The 18,493-nt window shown below is 58.6% G+C and carries 9 protein-coding genes; 3 read left to right on the top strand and 6 right to left on the bottom strand.

Features of this window, described 5'->3' with window-relative positions; genetic code table 11:
* Nucleotides 1-34 precede the first annotated feature (34 nt).
* Nucleotides 35-904, top strand: coding sequence for a PD40 domain-containing protein (locus tag IPH10_00580; GenBank protein ID MBK6909423.1), 870 nt, complete (start codon nt 35-37; stop codon nt 902-904).
* Between the two features lie 165 nt (nt 905-1,069).
* Here the strand turns inward: IPH10_00580 and hisC are convergent, their stop codons facing one another.
* From hisC to IPH10_00550, 6 genes are all read right to left on the bottom strand, one after another.
* Entirely contained in the window at nt 1,070-2,164 is a 1,095-nt protein-coding gene (gene hisC / locus IPH10_00575) for a histidinol-phosphate transaminase (GenBank protein ID MBK6909422.1), read from the bottom strand.
* Nucleotides 2,165-2,509: 345 nt separating this feature from the next.
* Complete coding sequence (locus IPH10_00570) at nt 2,510-4,282, bottom strand: T9SS type A sorting domain-containing protein (GenBank protein ID MBK6909421.1); 1,773 nt, start codon at nt 4,280-4,282, stop codon at nt 2,510-2,512.
* 145 nt (nt 4,283-4,427) lie between these two features.
* Nucleotides 4,428-6,344 (bottom strand): T9SS type A sorting domain-containing protein, encoded by a 1,917-nt coding sequence (locus tag IPH10_00565; protein MBK6909420.1) that lies wholly within the window; start codon nt 6,342-6,344, stop codon nt 4,428-4,430.
* A 132-nt stretch (nt 6,345-6,476) separates the two neighbouring features.
* Nucleotides 6,477-7,316, bottom strand: a complete 840-nt coding sequence (locus IPH10_00560; GenBank protein ID MBK6909419.1) for a DUF4249 family protein — start codon at nt 7,314-7,316, stop codon at nt 6,477-6,479.
* 2 nt (nt 7,317-7,318) lie between these two features.
* On the bottom strand, nt 7,319-9,571 hold the full coding sequence (locus IPH10_00555) for a TonB-dependent receptor (protein MBK6909418.1): 2,253 nt from the start codon (nt 9,569-9,571) through the stop codon (nt 7,319-7,321).
* A 247-nt stretch (nt 9,572-9,818) separates the two neighbouring features.
* The gene (locus IPH10_00550) at nt 9,819-11,330 is read right to left on the bottom strand and encodes a carboxypeptidase M32 (protein ID MBK6909417.1); all 1,512 of its coding nucleotides are present in this window, start codon (nt 11,328-11,330) and stop codon (nt 9,819-9,821) included.
* 361 nt (nt 11,331-11,691) lie between these two features.
* Between IPH10_00550 and IPH10_00545 the strand changes: the two genes are divergently transcribed.
* Both IPH10_00545 and IPH10_00540 read left to right on the top strand, forming a co-directional pair.
* Nucleotides 11,692-16,572, top strand: coding sequence for a hypothetical protein (locus IPH10_00545; protein MBK6909416.1), 4,881 nt, complete (start codon nt 11,692-11,694; stop codon nt 16,570-16,572).
* A gap of 132 nt (nt 16,573-16,704) precedes the next feature.
* A complete protein-coding gene (locus IPH10_00540) occupies nt 16,705-18,489 on the top strand; it encodes a hypothetical protein (GenBank protein ID MBK6909415.1) in 1,785 nt (594 codons plus the stop codon).
* The last annotated feature ends 4 nt before the right edge of the window (nt 18,490-18,493 follow it).

Below are 18,493 nucleotides of genomic sequence, written 5' to 3'. Positions count from 1 at the left end.
GCACCCCCTCGTCCCCGTCCTGACTGCCCTCTGCTTGCTCGCCGGGGCCGTCAAGGTAGAGGCCGAGACCACCAAGATCGCCGACCGTGCTGGCCGGGGCTGCGCTGCTCCTGCGTGGAGCCCGGACAATCGCTACGTTGCCTATACCACCGAGGATCAAGACGAGCTTCTGCTGGTCGAGGTCAATAAAGATATAAAAACAAAGAAATTGTATGAGATAGCGCACGGCGAAGGTGTGGGACGTCGCTTCGTTTTCATGCCCGGAGCAGACCGCATGGCCCTCCGCCGTCCGGCAGGTGCCTTGCCCGGATCGCCCGACCGGATCATCTCGGTCTCGTACTTTGTATACGACCCGGTGATGCTCACTCATAACACGACGCCGATCCTCGGCCCTTATCGCATCGGCGATGAAGTCTACTACCGTGCCGACCTGCAGGCCCCCTTTGTCAACCTCCACGGCACCGAGTGGGACAGCGCCGTCAACTTGGATGATGAGCGGCTAACCGTCAGCCATGCGGGCCGCGAAGTTTATCAGTCCGCCTCCGACGAAAAAGCCGAAGGCTTTGATATTTCACCAGATGGCCAATTGGTCGCCGCAGTATATGAAACCTCGTCCGGCAAACAGCTCCGGCTCATCACCATTGCCACGGGGCAAACCTTCGACCTGGGCAGCGGCCGCTGGCCGGGCTGGTCAGCCGACAGCAATCGGCTCGTGTTCATCCGCGACAAACCCAGCGTGAAATACGCCGAGCTCGTGGTGTACGACCTTGAACTCGGTCAAATCCGGTCCATTCAGGGCATCAACCAGTTCTGGCCCAACGAGCCAGCCCTGAACAGCAACGGCACCCAAGTCGCCTTCACCCACGAAGGAGAAGTCTATGTGACCGATGTCACAGGCTTCTGACCGAACGCTCGCGGTTCCCAAAAAGCAAAGCAGCCCGCCAAAACGGGCTGCTTTCACATTCCTCACGGTCTTCCCGGGGGGGGGTCAAAAGGGTAAACCACACGAGCAGGATACTGAAATCACAGGGCTTCGCCCCTCCGGTACCGCATCGAGCATCCACGCTAACTAAGCCTTGACCGAACACACCTCTTTGAGCGCCGCCGTCAGCGTGTCGTTCTGTTCCCGTGTGCCAATGGTAATCCGCACGCAATGCGGCAGTCCAAAGCCACGCAAGGGCCTCACGATCACGCCGCGCTGCTCGAGAGCCAGCGCAAACTGCAGCGCCTCCGCTTCCGTCTCAAACGGCAGCATGAAGAAATTTGCCGCCGACGGCACATACTTCAATCCCAATTCGTCATAAACCGCGGGCATGCTGAGTCGTCCCGCGCGGTTGGTCGCCTTCGTCACGCTTAAGAACTCATCGTCGTCCAGCGCTCCCAGCCCGCCCGCTTCGGCGACGACCGACGGCTCAAACGGCAGCTTCACCTTGAGCACGTTGCGGCACAAATCTTCGTGCGCAAAACCGTAGCCGATGCGCATGGCCGCCAGACCGTACGCCTTGGAAAAAGTGCGCAGCGTCATCACATTGTCAATGCGGTACATCATCGAATCCGGATAGTCGTCGAAGTCCTGCGCGTATTCGAAGTAGGCCTCGTCGAGAATCACCACGACACGCCGCGGCACGCGCTCCATGAAGCGCTCGAACTGCGCGCGCGTGAAATACGTGCCCGTCGGATTGTTGGGATTCGACAGGTAAATAATCTTGGTTTTCGGCGTGATCGCATCGGCCATCGCATCGAGATCGAACGCGTAATCCTTGAGCGGAATCGTGACCAGCTTCACGCCGCGCGACCGTGCCGCAACGTAGATTCCGATGAACGTCCCTTCTCCGGTCAGCACTTCTTCGTCGTCGCACATGAACGTGCGCACGATGTTGGCCAGAATGGACTCCGAACCGTTCCCGACGACGACGTTGTCGAGTTTCAGTTCAAACAGCTTCGCCAGCTTGCTGCGCAGGAGCATGCCGGCCTCGGGATAGAGCTGCAAATCATGAAAGGCGGCCTGCCCTGCGGCGATTCCCTTCGGGCTGGACCCGACCGGATTTTCGTTCGACGCTAACTTGACGATATGTTCGATGCCGTACTGCGCGCGAATCTGCGCCATGGATTTGCCGGGCTGATAGGGAATCAGCGATTCAATAAAGGGTGGGACGAGAGTCATGGTAGGCGGGGCAGGATGGGATATAATTAACCGAATCAAATATCTGCGTGTGGATAACTCGTCGAGTAACCAAGGTTAGGTCAAGCCAGCCGACCCAACAGCACTCAACGACTAATTTGAATCTACTGCCGAATCCCTCAAAAGTCAAGCGCAGTGTGTGCCCCCAAGTCCCAAGAAATCCGGGCAAGTTAAGGCTCGAGTCACCTGCCAGACGTTCGCTTCCGCGTCCCCCTCCTCCGTTCACGGGGCCAGGGGCAAGGGGATGGGGGCCTGAGTTCCCGCCCAAAAACACCAAAGCCCGGCGAACCGGGCTTTGGCAATATCTGGTTTTCAATCTCGAAAGGTCTATTTAATGAGCACCATCTTCCGCGTCATCGTCGTTCCGCCCATTTCCAGCCGCGCAAAGTAGACACCGCTGGTCAGATTTGCGCCATCAAATTCCACCGAGTGCGCCCCGGCGCTCATCGCCCCATCCACCAGCGTCGCCACCGTCCGCCCCGTCACATCAAACACTGCGAGTTTGACATTGCCCGCTTTCGCAAGGTCAAACTGAATCGTCGTGCTAGGGTTGAACGGGTTGGGGTAGTTTTGGTAGAGCGTGAATTGTCTCGGAAGCTGCGGAAGATCGTTTGCACTGGTGCCTGTCGCGCGGAATTGCCATTGCTCTTGCAAGGGCAGCCAGGGCATGTCTCTGTCAGGGACGCGCATGTAAACGACTTCATTCAGGGTCGTCTCACCCTCGAACCAAGGAGTTGATCCTGCTGAGCGGTCGTGGATATATTGCGCATGCACCGTGCCATCGGTGACGTATTTCGCCAACGTGATGTCGCGTTCCGACGGATGATCGCCGTTCTCTGGCATCGCTGTATCACCCGGCGTGTTACTGACATTAATGGGCAGCGTCCACGATGCACCAAGGTCCCACGACTTACTGAGGTAGAATTCGCCCATCGGATAGCCACTCACACTGTATGCGCGGCGGTCGAATTGCTGAAAGCCACAGTACATGTATCCGGTTGTGGTATCAATCGCAAGACTTGGTTTTTGGCACATCAGATTGTTCTCGCCAAGCGCATGGGTGTCGTGTGGATGCCACGCCTCGCCAATTAGAGTGAATTCTTGAGTGAATTCCGACCAGTGCCAAATAGACGAGAGATACGTGTGCCCCGGATTTGCCTCACCATTCTCATCAAAGTAGTAGTAGCCACTCGCCGAGAACGCGATGTGCACATTGTCGTCGTCGTCCAATAGAATTGAAAGATCGTGCCAAGGCCTGAATGTATCACCGTTGCAGATTTCTGGCGCCTGAGTGCACATCGTATCAATTGGCGGCAAATCCGTGACGGGCAAAACACCGCTCCAAGTCTCGCCACCGTCATCTGAAATGCGCATCACGATGTTCTCGGGGTCGTAGTCGCCCGGCGGATCAACAACCCATGCTACGGCTACGCGGTCACTCAAGCGTGAGCAGGCGATGTCCACGCCGGGAGAAATGATGCCTTCTGAAGCAATTTCAACAAGCGTCACGTCCCAAATAATTTCAAAGTCCATGTTCGAAGTATCGTCAATGAAGGCACGTGCATAGTAGATTCGCATTTCTGGCTCGAAACTCGTGCCAACAAGGTGAATTCGGTCTTGGCGGTCCATATCGGTCTTGGGCCAATAGGCGATTGAATCGCCGACCCCGGCCCAATAGGGCGTGAAGGCTCCGGAACACGGGAAGAAGTCGAATGCAGTCGCAACTGCGGGTTGACCGGTGTAATGAAGCGAATTGAAAGAGCTGACGCCATATCCATGTGAATGCACAACAATCGTCGGATAAGACGAACGGTGGAATCCGTTCATAGAATAGCCGTCCTGCGACAGCAAGCTGTCTGATGCGTCATCCCAGCAATTGTAGAAGCAATCTCTAGCTAGGCCGTCGCTGAGTCCATTGGTCCAAACGAAATGCACGTCCCCATTCGGCCCGACCGCGATCATCCTTCCCAGCGTGCCGTTCCCTTGATAATCCCGCCACGTGTTCCCAACATACATCCACTCCGAATTGGGCGTACCACCCTCTTGCGCCAGACTTAGCCCGGCACTCAGCAGAAAAACCAACCAAACCACGCGCTTCATGGGACACCTCCGTTCTTGAAGTCGCGGGACCCTGAACGAGAATCTACGGACAGAGAAGACAATAGTCAAGCGAGGCAGCGAGCCAAAAACACCAAAGCCCGGCAAACCGGGCTTAGGCAGTTTCTAATTTCCAATTTCTAATTTCTCATTTGATGAGCGCCATCTTCCGGGCTTGACTCGTTCCGCCCATTTCCAGCCGCGCAAAGTAGACACCGCTGGTCAGATTCGCCCCATCAAAATTCACAGTGTGCGCACCGGCGCTCAGCCCGCCATCCACCAACGTAGCCACCGTCCGGCCCGTTACATCAAACACGGAGAGCTCGACATTCCCAGCTTTCGAAAGATCAAACTGAATTGTCGTGCTCGGGTTGAATGGATTGGGGTAGTTCTGATGCAGAGTAAACTGCCCGGGCAGCGCGCCGTGTTCGGACACCGAATTGAAATCCGGGAAGCCCACCGAGTCCGAACGGAACGCCCAAATCTCCTGCAACGGCGTCGTCGGAATGTCCCCCACCGGAATCCGCATGTAGACAACGTCATTCTGCGTTGGCGGGCCTTCCGGGCCGCTTGAGGCCACCGCACTGCCGCACGCGTAGTCGTGCAAATACAGCGTATGGATTGCCCCGTCGGTCACATATTTCGCCGTGGTAATGTCTCGCTCGCTCGGATCATTGCCCGTCGGCATGTTCGGCTCACCGGGCGTATTGCTTACGTTCGTCGGCACTGCCCACGTCTGCCCGTTGTCGGTTGAAACACTCATGTAGAACTCGCCGCACGGATAACCGGCGTCGCTGTAAGCATGCTGGTCAAACTGCTGGAACGAGCAATACAAATAGCCCGTCGTGGTGTCAATCGCCAGACTCGGACGGTGACACATCAGGTTGTTGACGCCCAGCGCGACCGAGTCGTTGGCGAAGAACGCCTGATTAATCAAGTTGAATTCTTCACGATCTTCACCCCAATGCCACAGCGTCGAATAGACAAAGCCAAACGGTCCCGGTGTGCCTTCTTCGTCAATCGAATAGTAGGCCTGCGCCGTGAACGCAAGGTGTACGTTGTCGTTGTCGTCGAAAATCACGGACAGGTCAATCCACGGTCGGAACGTGTCGCCCACGCACGTTTCATAAGTGCCTCCCTGCCTGAAGCACGACGTATCCACCGGTGCCAGATTCGTCACGGGAACGGTCGGTCCCCACGTCTCGCCGCCGTCCTCCGAAATTTTCAGCATGATATTCTCGTCGTCGAGAAACGGCGGCACATCCGTTGGATCGGCGATCCATGCCACGGCCACGCGATTCGATACGCGCGAACACGCCACATCAATCGTCACGAAGGTCGCCGGTTCCCACGGATCGGTAAAACTCTGTTCCCACACAATGTCCAACCCGAACCCGCCGTCATACTGCGGGACGCCGCGCGCATAGTACTCTTCGGCGGCGCCGCCGCTCTCCGTCGCTACCATGTGAATCTTGCCGTTGCGGTCCATGTCAATGCGCGGCCAGATAATCTGCGGTTCATTGGCCGGAAACGGCACCATGATACCCGTAAACGCACCCGCGCACGGCGTGAAGTCTATCGAGGCCGTCGCGTGCGGCAACGGGCCCAGCGTCTCGTGAAAGGCCGGGAAGCCAAATCCGTTGGCCCCGGCCGCCATGTTACAGAACCCGGCCCGCGTCCCCGCATCCACGCGCACGCCGCCTATGTACAGGAAACTATCCGCCGTCGCCGACCAGCAGTTGTAATAAATGTGGCGCTCCGCCGACCCCTCCTGCTCGCCATTCGTCCACGCGACGTGAATATTGCCGAACGCGTCGAGCGCTATCTGCTTGCCGTGCGTGCCGTTCGTCTGATAGTCGTACCAGGTCGTCCCCACAATTTCGTACGTCGAATTCGCTGTCCCGCCCTCGTCATCGAGCGGGTTGTGCGGGCGTGGAGCCGATAGCGTCTGCACCGTCTCCGTGCCATTGGTCGCCACCGGGCCGACAACCCGGTCCTTGGCTGGTTTCGCCTGCACCGCAGTCGCGGCCAGGATGAGCAACAGCAATAACCACTTGCGTTCCATGGGACACCTCCAGGAAAGAATTAACTTGGACCCACCAATACTCTGGAATCTACTGTCCTTTCCCTGAAAAGTCAAGCGCCTCCCCAAAGGAAGGCGCTTGCTCGTCTCACGGCTCGGTCACCGCTTGGCCGCCTAATCCTCCAGCGTGTCCGTCAACATGAACTGAAACGTGTCGCAGTCTATCGCGCAAAACACCCCGAACCCGTTCTCAACGTTCGACACGGGATCGTTGTTGGGATCCCCGATAAGCGTCGTTGAAGCGAAATTCCAATACGCCGTATCGCAGGTGAACACCCGGATCATCGTCGGCCCGTCGTAGCACAAACTGATCCACGGCAAGTCCTGCGAATTGATGAACCTCGTCGTCCACGTGAACAAGTACGTTCCCGGGCCGTTGTCATCGCCCACGTCACAGTCTTCACCGTACTTGGATTCATCCATCGCTTCAATCTGCAGTGCATACCCGAAATTCGCCGGATCGGTTGTCCACGTCAGCCGCAATTGATCGCCGCCATATTCCAGCGTATCCGGGGCCGTGTCGGTGATCTCATTGTTGACATTGATCAAGACCGCCTCCGTCAATTCGATCGGCCCCGTTGCGTAAGTATACGCCCAGCTCGAATCTCCTTCCCACACGACCAACAAGTCATAGCGGTTGCCCGTAGTCACAACGGCCACCGTATCCGGCAGCGCGTACGTCCCCGGCACACCTGACACCTCCTCTGTCAACGCGTACGCTGTCGTGCCATTGACCGTCACCCACACGTCAGCTCCCGTCACGCGCACCTCGTCCGGATAGTACGCCTGATCAAACGGAATCGTATGCGTCAGCCGCACTTCCAGCCGCTGACCGACATACATCGCACCGTCCACCACCAGCGCTTCCTCGAAATCCACTTGCTTCTCGTCGTCACAGGCCGTCAGGACAAAACCCACAAACACAGCCAGCAGGATATAGGATAGGTATTTCATGTTTAGAACTCCGCGGTAAAGCCGACTGTGGGCAGGAACGGCAACTGGCCGACGATATCATAACCGACCGGATTCGTGCTGATGTCCAGCGACTGCACGAATGCGTTCTTACGCGCAAACACGTTGATGATCTCGATGTACGGCGCGAAATTGCACCACTTCCAGTCGTACTTCAACCGATACGCCACGTCCACACGCACATACGGGGTAAACCGCTCGCCATACTGCGGTCCGCCTTGGAAAAAGTGTCCCGGCCAACCAAAGCCCGGACTGTATGCGCCCATGGCCTTGGTGTACGGCAGACCAGATTGATAGTTGATCCGCGACTCGAGGCTCCCGCGATTGCGAATCTTGCGGCTGACAAATAAATTCGTGCTATGCTGCCGGTCGAAAAATGCCGGGAAAGTCAGTCCGTTGTCAATCGCCTCGAACCCGCCGAACGCTCCAAACACGCGGCGCGAGCGCCCCCACGCATAGCCAAGACTCATCTCATACCGCCCGAAATCGCCGCTGATCGTCGCGTCCGCGCCATACGCGTACCCCTTGCCCATACGGACGAGGTCTTCCATATCCGTGTCGCCGTCGTCCGTCGAATTGAACAGGTCGAGCTGCGCGATATTCTGGAAGTTCTTATAGTAGGCGCCCGCCGACAGTTTGAACCGGCCCAGACTGTCGTCCACGAATGACAGCGCGAACTGCTGTCCGCGTGCTACGCCGAAGCGCTCGCCCAGCGCGATATACGAGTCAAACAGCGACGAAAAATCTTCACCCACGCGCATCTGTTGCAAGTACTGCGTGTAAAGCCCCCACGCGCCGCTGATATACATCCCCGGCGCCAAGTCCCGGCGCGCCGCCAAGCGCGGCAGGACTTCGTTTGACTCCTTGAGGCTGTAATGCTCAAACCGCACGCCCGGCGTGAACGTCCACTTGTCCGTAAACCGGTAATCATCGGCAACATAGATGGACGATAAGTCGCCTTTGTAGCGATTGTAACCCACCAGATAGTCCGACGACACGCCCTGCAGAAACGCGTCGAACTTCTTGAACTCTCCGCCCATTTGCACCGTGTTGCGCGCGTTTGCGTAGTAGGTCAAGTCCGTCTCGACCGTAAAATCGTCAATTTCGTTGTTCCACTCAAACCACGAGTCCGTCGTCTCGAAGCGCTGCCGACCGTAGAACTTGCTCCCGGCCAGCGTTGTGTGCGAATACAGTTTCGGGGAGAAAATATGCACGAAGGGCACGCTGAACGTACGGTTACCCCACGTCAGCCGCAGGCGGTCCCCCGTCGCCGAAGTCAATTGCAGAATGTCGTCACCCCAGTAGCCGGATGGGGACAGGCGGTCGCCGTTGGCGAAGTCGCGTGTCAGTTTCGCGTTAAAATCGTAAAAATAATACGGAAAATCATCTTCGATAACTCCCGCATCTTTGAACAGCTTCGTCGCAAAATCCACATACGTGCGGCGGCCTGCCACCAGCCATGATCCGTGCGGCAACGGCCCTTCCAGCATGCCCGTCGAAGACAATAGCGATAACCCGACCTTGCCCTTGACCTCGTTACGATTACCTTCACGGTCGGCCACGTCCACGACGGCCGACAGCCGTCCGCCGTACTGCGCGCCGAATCCGCCTTTGACCAACTTTACATCTTTGACGGCATCCATATTGAAGATCGAGAACAACCCGCCCAAGTGCGTCGGTTTGTACACGTTGATACCGTTCAGTATAATCAAGTTCTGATCGCCCGAGCCGCCCCAGATATTCAGCTCCGCCGAGAAATCGCTCGACGGCAGAATTCCGGCCGTGGCTTGCAGGGCCCGAAACAGATCCGGCTCGGCAAGCTGCGGCAACTTTAGCAGCTCGCGCGGCGTCACTTCAATCTGAGCCACCTTCGGCGCATACTCAGCTTCCTTGCGTCGGTCGGCCACGATCTCGACCTCTTTGAATTGCAGTGCAGCATCCCGCATCTTGACCTGAATGTTCTGGTCCTTCCCGGCCACGAGCGTCACCGGCAACCGCAGAATCTCATAGCCCAGTGAGCTGAAGACGATCGTGTAGTCCCCCGGCTCAAGATTGGGAATCGAGAAGAAACCTTCCACATTGGCGGCGGTGCCGCGATTGGCGCCGTCCACCACAACGGCCACGGCGGGAATAGACTCTCCCGTGGCAGCATCTTTAATCTTGCCGGACAGCGTCGTGGCCCACGCAGGCCACGCTGTGATCAACAAGAGGAGTGCATACAATACGATCCGCTTCATATATCCTCAAGGTTAATACCTAAGCTGGCAACCGTCCGCTCCACAGCGCGGCCCGGCCCCATCGTCGAAATCTCGCAAATTGAATGCTCCCGCATTCTCCAACAGCCCTCTTCAAGAATAACCTAATCGGTTCTCCGCGCGACATCCCCTTTAGGTCACCTTCCTCGGTTCACGGGGAAGGGGCCAGGGGAGGGGGTCCGCTCCGCCACAACAAGGGCGGCCTCAAGGCCGCCCTTATGGCACAAGGCTACAAACGGTAAAGTGAGGAGAATTTCTCCGTCAAGTAGCTGAGATAGTCGGCGGTACCAAGCGGCTTGCCCGTCGCCAATTTGAGCAAATCTTCGCGGGAGTAGCGCCGCCCGTGGCGATGCACGTTTTCGCGCAGCCACGCCAATATCTCCGCGAAATTGCCGCGCTCGATCTGATTCGTCATGTCGGGCATATCGGCGTTCATCTTCTTCCACAACTGTCCGGCGATAATGTTCCCGACGCTGTACGACGGGAAATAGCCGAACGCGCCGCCGCTCCAATGCACGTCCTGCAGCACGCCTTCTTTGCCATCGTTGGGCGGCGTGATGCCCAGATAATCCTGAATCTTCTTATTCCACACCGTCGGCAGATCGGACACCGAAATCGTTCCGGCAAACAGATCGCGCTCGATTTCAAAACGCAGAATGATATGTAGATCGTAAGTCAATTCGTCGGCCTCCACGCGCACCAGACTGCGCTCGACGTGGTTGACCGCCAGCACCCAGTCCTCCGCCGACATCCCCTTCAATTCGTTCTCGAAATGATGTTTCAGGTGCGGATAGAAGTGAATCCAGAAGGGCAGGCTGCGCCCGATATAGTTCTCCCACATCCGGCTCTGCGACTCGTGTACGCCATAGCTTAACGCCTCAGACAGCGGCGTGCCGTAAGTCCCCGGCGCAACCCCCTGTTCGTATAGACCATGACCTGTCTCGTGAATGATTCCGAAGATCGCCTGTTGCGGCGCATGCTCGTTATAGCGAGTGGTCAGCCGCACGTCGCCCAGGCCGCCGGAGCAGAAGGGGTGAATCGAGGTATCGAGCCGACCGGCCTGCTTGTCGAAGCCGATCTTTTCAATCAGACTTTCACCAAATGCTTTTTGTTTCTCAGCCGCAAATCGGCTCTTTTCAAACTCAAACTTGGCCTTGACTTTCGACCCGATCACGCGTTCCGTCAGCGGCACCGTCACCGCTTTCACCTCGTTAAACAATTTGGTCAAACTTTCCACCGTGGCGCCCGGCTCAAAGCTCTCGATCAACGCATTCAGCGGCGTCCCTTGGTAGCCGTAGGCCTCGGCCAACTTCTTCGACAGTCCGACCAGCTTCTCAAGCTCCGGTGCGAACATCCCATAGTCGGCCTTCTCCCGTGCACGCGCCCAAACTTCGTGCGCGATGGACTCCTGCCGCGAAAGTTCCTCGACCAGCTCCTGCGGCACGCGCGTCGCCCGGTCGTAGTCGCGCGCCATCTCGCGCACATTGGCCGCCTCGGCCTCGTTCAATCTGCCATTGGCCCCCTTGAGCTGTTCGAGCATCTCACCGATGCGCGCCGCAGTCAACCGTTCATGCGCCAGTCCGCTGATCAACGCCAACTGATCGGCCCGCTTCTCCGCGCCCTTGGGCGGCATGTTGACCTGCATGTCCCAACTGAGCATCCCACTGATACTCCCCAGGACGCTATACTGCTTGAATTCCCGGGTCAGCTCGGCGTATGTCTTCTGAATATCCTGTGCCATCAAACAAACCCTTTCTTAATCGGCCTGTGAAATCCTAACGTCATCCTCATCTGCCCAGCGCCGCCTCCTGGCCTTGTGCAGGCTCCAAACTGCCCGACTGCCGGTCAGTTTACCTCTGATGGGAGGCAACAAATCGTAAGTTATGAGTATTATGAACTAACAGCCCAAAATACGCATTTTTCGGCATTTTCTCAACTCTTTTTGCCACCCATTCTCAGGGTCAGGCGACATTGTCACAAAGTTCAAGACCCATCTACGATTTGTGAAGAATGTGCGCCAAACCTTGTCTCTGCACAGCGGATGTTGTACCTTAGACTGCGCAATAAGATTCGCAGTGAACGATGGTCACCCGCGGAATCGCATGAACAGACTGTTACGTTTTTGTGTTGGATTACTCTTGGCCGGAATTGGGTTCACCCCGTTCGTCAGTCGAGCGGAGTGGAGCGGTAGCTTTGTGGTCGGGCCAAACGGTGATTTCGTCACGTTGGCGCAGGCCTTCGACAGCCTTGCCCTCTGCGGCATATCCGGCGAGGTCCTGCTCGAGATAACCTCCGGAATCCAGACCGGACCGTTCGTCATTCCCCCAATCCCCGGCACCGCACAGTACCAGCTTTCGATCACCGCACAAGAATCCGCCGTCGTCACGCTGCTTTCGCTGGATACCACCGCGCCGACCCTGCTGGTCGCGGGACCGCACAACGTTGCGGTTTCTGGCCTGACGATCCTCGCCCCCGCTGCTACCCAGCCGGCCCTGCGCGTCGCCGACTCCACAAATAACCTCAAGCTCTCAAGCTGCACGCTGTACGGCAGTGGCACAGGCCGCATCGTCGAATTGATCGGACCGGATCTGCGCGGTATTACCGTAGACAATTGCCAGATTCGGCGCGGCGGTGATGGAGTCTATCTTAACGGCCTGACCGCCTCGGCGGTCGGCGCCACCGTGATCAACACCCTGGTGGACAGCGTTCAACGCGGCGTCAATATCTCCTACCAGACCGATTGCCGCATCGCCTTCTGTGACATCCGTCCGAACTCAAGCTCGGGCAGCGGCGCAACGGCCGTTCTGATCGGCACGCAAAATCCGGACGACAGCGTCTTCGTTGTAGGCAACCGCTTACACCAAATTCGCACAGGCAGCGGCTACGCGGTCGCCCTACGTCATAATCCCCTCGTCGCCACCGCGCGCCTTTTCGCCGCCAATAATTTCATCTACGATTTTCAAAACACCGGATCCTCACAGGTCCGGGCTTTTTATTTTTCCGGCGGCCTCAACCGCATCGTGAACAACAGCGCCCGCGTCAACGATGTCGCCGCCACCGGAACGGCCTATACCGTCTACAACGGCCTGACTTCGCCCGAATCGCGCCTGACACTCCTGAACAATATTCTGGCGAACCTTGAAGGCACACGGCCCTCCTACAATCTCTTCGTCCTCACTCCGGCCGCACCGCTCGAATCCGATCACAACCTGTACCACGGCACCGGTGCGTCTTATGTCTTAGGCTGGTCGGGCTCGGCCTACGGCACGTTGGCCCAATGGCAAAGCGGCACCGGCCAAGACACGAAGAGCGTCACCGGCGATCCGCTGTTTGTTTCTGCAACCGATCTCCATCTCCAGAGCACGTCTGAATGGCCCCACCAGCGTGGTGCCGTCGTCTTGGATACGCCGTTCGATTTTGATCAGTCGTCGCGTTTCCAGCCGCCCGACATTGGCGCCGATGAATACAGCTTCGCCGCGCCGCCTTACGATGCCGCCATCTTAAGCGTTCACGGCCTCCTGCCCGCCGTTCCCGAACGAACCCTCCTGCGTGCCGAAGTTGTCGTGCAAAATCGCGGTGCCTTCCCGCTGCTGGATCTCCCGCTGAGACTTTCCTACGACGACACCGTTCGCGCCGAAGTGTTAGTCACGCTGCCGCCGTCGCAGGCCGACACCGTTTTGGTCGTCTGGAGTACAGCCGCAGCCCGGGCGCAAGCCCCCTTGCGTTTTGAGACCGGTCTTCCCGCGGACGCGCATCCGCTCGATAACTACAGCGATTTCACTTTGACCATCACGGGGCAGCCGCTGATCGGCGTCTATCGTGTCGGTAACGGGGGCGACTATTCTACGCTGGCCGCCGTCGGCGCCGATCTCAGCGCTCGCGGTCTCGGCGGCGCAGTCGTGCTTGAACTCGCCACGGGGCTGTACGCTGAACCGCTCATGCTCAGCGCAATCCCCGGACTATCCGCGCAAAACACGCTGACGATTCGCCCCGATCCCTTCGCCGATGGCCTGGTCGTGATCGCGCCGCCCGCCGAAATCCACGCCGTGCATCTTGCCGATGTCTCGTTCGTCACGTTGGAGAATCTGGTCGTTCAGAGCAACTCCAATTCCGCCGAGACCGTGTGGCTTGCCAATAGCAGCGACAATATCCTGCGCGGTTGCCGCATCACCGGCTCCTCGGTCGCGCAAACGGCCACCGCCGCGATTCACGCGTCAAGCGGTTGCTCCCGCAACCTCTTCGAACAGCTCGACCTGAGCTCGGCCTACCACGGATTGCGTTTGGAAGGAGCGAGTACGGCCGCCGATTCCGGCAACGTTGTTCGGGGCTGCACCATCGCCACCACACGCACGGCGGTGTTGGCCCAATGGCAGCGCGATCTGCGTATTGAGCAGTGCCAAATTGAGCCCGGCTATCCCGGCGCACCGTCGCCGAATTACGGGATCCGCATCGGCGCGCTGCAAGCCGGCGATACGGTCCACGTGCTCGCCAATCGGCTGTTAGACGCGCACTCGCAGGGGACCATGTCCATGATCAGTTGTGAAGCCGCGAGCGGCACAATGCTCGCCGTGAACAACTGGCTCGGCAATCCCGACGCGGCGTTGACCGGCGAATTGACCGCGCTCTCTGTCACGAGCGGCACCGCCCTGATTGCACATAATAGCATCAGCATCGGCTCCACATCGTCCGGCAGCGTCACCACCCTTTCGGTCAACGGACAGCAATCCAATGTCATGTTTGCCAACAACTGCGTGCAGATCAGCGACCCGCTGGCGCAAGCGCGCTTCATCACGTGGACAAGCGGAAGTCTTGCCGCCAATCACAATCTGTTCGACTCCCCGGGAACCAATCCGCAGTTTCGCTTCGCGCATCGCGCACTCGATGAAGACTACCAGACGTTGAACTCGTGGATCAGCGCCACTGGGCTGGATAGCCAAAGCGTGGCCGCCCCCGCCGGATTCATTGCCGCTCACGATCTGCACATTAGGCCCGATGCCTTTGGACCGTCGAATCGCGGTGCCGCGCTCTCCTATGTTGCGACCGACTTCGATGCTGAGACGCGCGCCACCGAGCCGGACATCGGCGCCGATGAATACAACTTCACGGCCGCCGTGCTCGATTTAGCCATCGAGTCTATTGAGATTTCCGCCATGCCGCTTCCCGCGAACGATCTGCAGACTCTGCAAAGCACCGTGTGCAACGTCGGTCTTGTGGATGTGGCGGGCGCTCAGGTGGTGCTCTACTACAACGAAGTACCTGGCGATTCGCAGACGCTCAATCTCGCCGGCGGAGCGGTCACCGATTTGATATGGCAATGGCCGACTCCTCCGGTGGATTTGGCCTTCGGAACGCTGCGTGTCGAAGTGTTCGCCGCGGGCGACGTCGTGGCACAGAACAATACACTATCGCAAACGGTCGTCATTGCCGGAACACCGTTGGCTGACAGTGTGGTCGTCGGTTTCGCCGGTGGTGATCTGTTCAGCTTGACCGACCTGTCCAACCATCTGCGCTGGCGAGGCCTGTCCGGACCGCTCCGCGTCTCGCTCGCGGATCCGTTTTACTCCGACCCGCTCGAAATCTCGGGCGTGCCCGGACTGGACAGCACAACTGGCTTGGTCATCGAACCGCTCACCAATCAGCCCGTGACCATATCCGCGGTGAACGCGCCGTCCGTGGTAGCGCTAACCGCTGCCAATTACGTTACGCTGCGCAATCTTGAAATTATTGCGGGCTTGGGCACCGCTGTCGGCGTCGCCTTAAATGCTGAATCCTGCCACAACAATATCATCGGCTGCCGCGTGATCGGCCACGGTTCTGCGGATTTGAACACGTCGGGTATCGTCATTTCCGGCTCAACATGTCACGGCAATCGGGTGGATAGCTGCACCGTCAGCGCGAGCTACGTGGGCATCGGACTGACCGGCACGGACAGCACAATTGCCGAACAGAACTCCGTTTCCCGCAACACCGTCAGCGATACCTATTTCGGCATCTGGGTGGACCACCAGCGTCAGGCGCTCGTCACAGACAACGATGTCCAACCCGGTTCCAGCACGGGCCCGGCAGGTGCCTGCTACGGCGTCTATGTACTCCAACTCGGTGCGCAAGGCTCCGTCCGCATCGAGCGCAATCGCCTGCACGGTTTTCTCGACAGCAGCGGTCCCCGCACCAACCGCGCCGCCGGAGTCTATTCTGCGCCCGGCGTCGGCGCGTCCGTGGAAATCGTCAACAACTTCATCTACGGTTTTGGCGCGTTAACGACGCTGCGTTCCCGCGCGATCTACCTTTCCAGCGGTACGCATCTGGTCGCGCACAACAGCATTCGTTTGGACGACACACCGGCGGACAACGAAACCGCCGGTATCTTCGTCTCGACCGGCACGCAGCATGAGCTATACAACAACTGCGTGCTCTGCTACGAAAACGACGTGATGGCACACGGGTTGGATATTGAGGCCGGTGCCGAAGTGCTCTCGGATTATAATTGCCTGTGGGGTAACTCGGCCAACTTCCACGTCGCGGGGCTCGGCACGAGTCATTACGCCACACTGGCGGCCTGGCAAGCGACCGGACAGGATGCGCAGAGTCTCAGCGCTCATCCGCTCTATCGCTCGGCCACGGATCTTCACATACAGGCCACGGATCCGACTCTCTATCAGACCGGCGTCTTGCTGTCGGAATCGCCAGCCGACATTGACGGCGATGCACGCACATCGCCGCCCTGCATCGGCGCGGATGAATACCTCTATCAGGCGCAGCTTGCCGCTCCGACCGGGCTTACCCTGCTGGTGGACGGCACCACGGCGACCCTCGTCTGGCAGCCGGTGTCGGGAGCTAACGGTTATCGCATTCGCGGAGGAGCGACATTGGACGAACTGCACAATACGCCTCTTGACCTCGGCTCCACCCAGCAAACCCAGTGGATCATGGAGATCACCGATATGCCGGCCTCACTCTACTACTTCGATGTCTGCGCTGAGTAGTGCTCGCCCATAAGTTCAAAGCGAACAGGCCGTCCCGAAAGGGGCGGCCTGTTGCATGGTGGACAGGTCCTCCGACCGCGATGCGGCCCGGTTCGGCCTTGCCGCTCGCAGTCGGAATGACTATCTTTAAGGATGCACTATTTCCTATTGCTCGTGCTGGCGTTCGCCGCACCCTTAGCCGCGCGGGATGTTCCCGCGGACTGGCAAACGCTGTTTGAACGGTCTCATGGCCGGGAGACTTCGGACTACGGCGAGACCGTCGCGTTTTGTCGGCGACTCGCCGCGACGAGCGACTGGTTGGACTATCGCTCCTTCGGCGTTAGTGCCGGTGGGCTCGACATGCCCGTACTCGTGGGCGGCGGCGCTGACCCGGCCAAACCGTTGATCTTTGTGCTTGCTGGGATCCATCCGGGAGAAATTGACGGCAAAGATGCTGGCCTGATCTACCTGCGGGAACTCGTGCAGACGGATCAATATCGCGACGTGCGGGACAAACTGCGCATTGCCTTCGTGCCGATCTTCAACGTGGACGGGCATGAGTTGCGCGGCGAGTTTCACCGCATCAACCAGATCGGCCCGCACACACAGGGCCGCCGCACGACGCTTTGGTATCAGGATCTCAACCGTGATTGGTTGAAGGCCGATACACCTGAAATGCGCGCCATGATCGCTTTGATTGACGAACTCGATCCGGCGTTTCTGCTCGACATTCACGTGACCGACGGTGCGGAGTACGACTATGTCATCTCGTGGGGTTTGAATACCGCGGCTAATGAACTTCCGGCGGTACGCGGCTATTCACGCGATGTGTATCTGCCGTCCATTCAAAAGCGCATGGCCAAGCGCGGCTACGACTTCGCGCCTTACGCCCTTTTTCAGGAGGGCCCGGACGCCGCTTCGGGTTGGGTGCGGCCGGTCTGGGAGCCGCGTTTTTCGACGGGTTTCGGCGGCGTGCTCGGACGGCCGTTCCTGTTGATTGAGACTCACAGCCGCAAGCCGTTTCCCGAGCGCGTCGAAGCGACGCGGGTGTTCTTCGAAGAGACGCTCGCGCTGTTCGCCGCGCGGCCGCAAGTGCTGCTCGACATGGCCCGCACGGCGGATCGGCAGGCCGAATCGCTCGCCGACTCGCTGCGGGCCGCGCAATCCGCGTGGCCGCTCGACCTGGAATTGACCGGCGACAGCGTGATGGTCGGATTCAAGGGCCGACAAGAACACAAGCGCTGGTCGGAGTTTGCCGGCGATTCAATTTTGACGTGGAGCTCTGAACCGTGGACGCGGCAGATACCGCTCTATGAACAGGCGCGGGTCACGCATTCCGCCGTGCCGCCGCTGGGCTATGTGATTCCCCGGCCGTGGTGGATCAAAGTGCGCGACGTCATTCAGGCCCACGGACTCCCGGCCTTGGAACTCGACACTGCCGTGACCATCACCGTCGAAACGTATCTATTCGACAGCGTAACCTTTGCCGCGACGCCCTACGAGAGCCATTTTCGCACGACTGCACACATCGCCAAAACGGAGCGTCAGCAATGGCGCCTGCCACAAGGCTCGGTGCTCATTCCGCTGAATCACCGCAAAGCGCTGCGCGTGCTCAATCTGCTGGAACCGGATGGTCCGGACAGTTTTGTGCAGTGGGGATTTTTGCCTTCGATTTTTGAGCAAAAAGAAGGCGGCGACGCGGATATTCTCGACACGTTGGCGCAGAGCATGGTGCGCGCGCGGCCTGAACTCATGGAAGACTTTCAGCGGAAGCTCGCGAGCGACACGGCCTTCGCGCGGTCGCCCGACGATCGTCTGAACTACTGGTACAAGCAGTCGGTCTATTGGGACGATCGCACCAACCGCTACCCGATTGGCCGGATTGTGGACAAAGATTCGTTTCGCCGCGCCGTACAGGCGTGTGGTATTCAGCTATAGAGGA

The organism is bacterium (assembly GCA_016702305.1).
In the GTDB taxonomy this organism is placed as follows: domain Bacteria; phylum Electryoneota; class RPQS01; order RPQS01; family RPQS01; genus JABWCQ01.
This window is presented reverse-complemented; position numbering and strand designations above follow the sequence as displayed.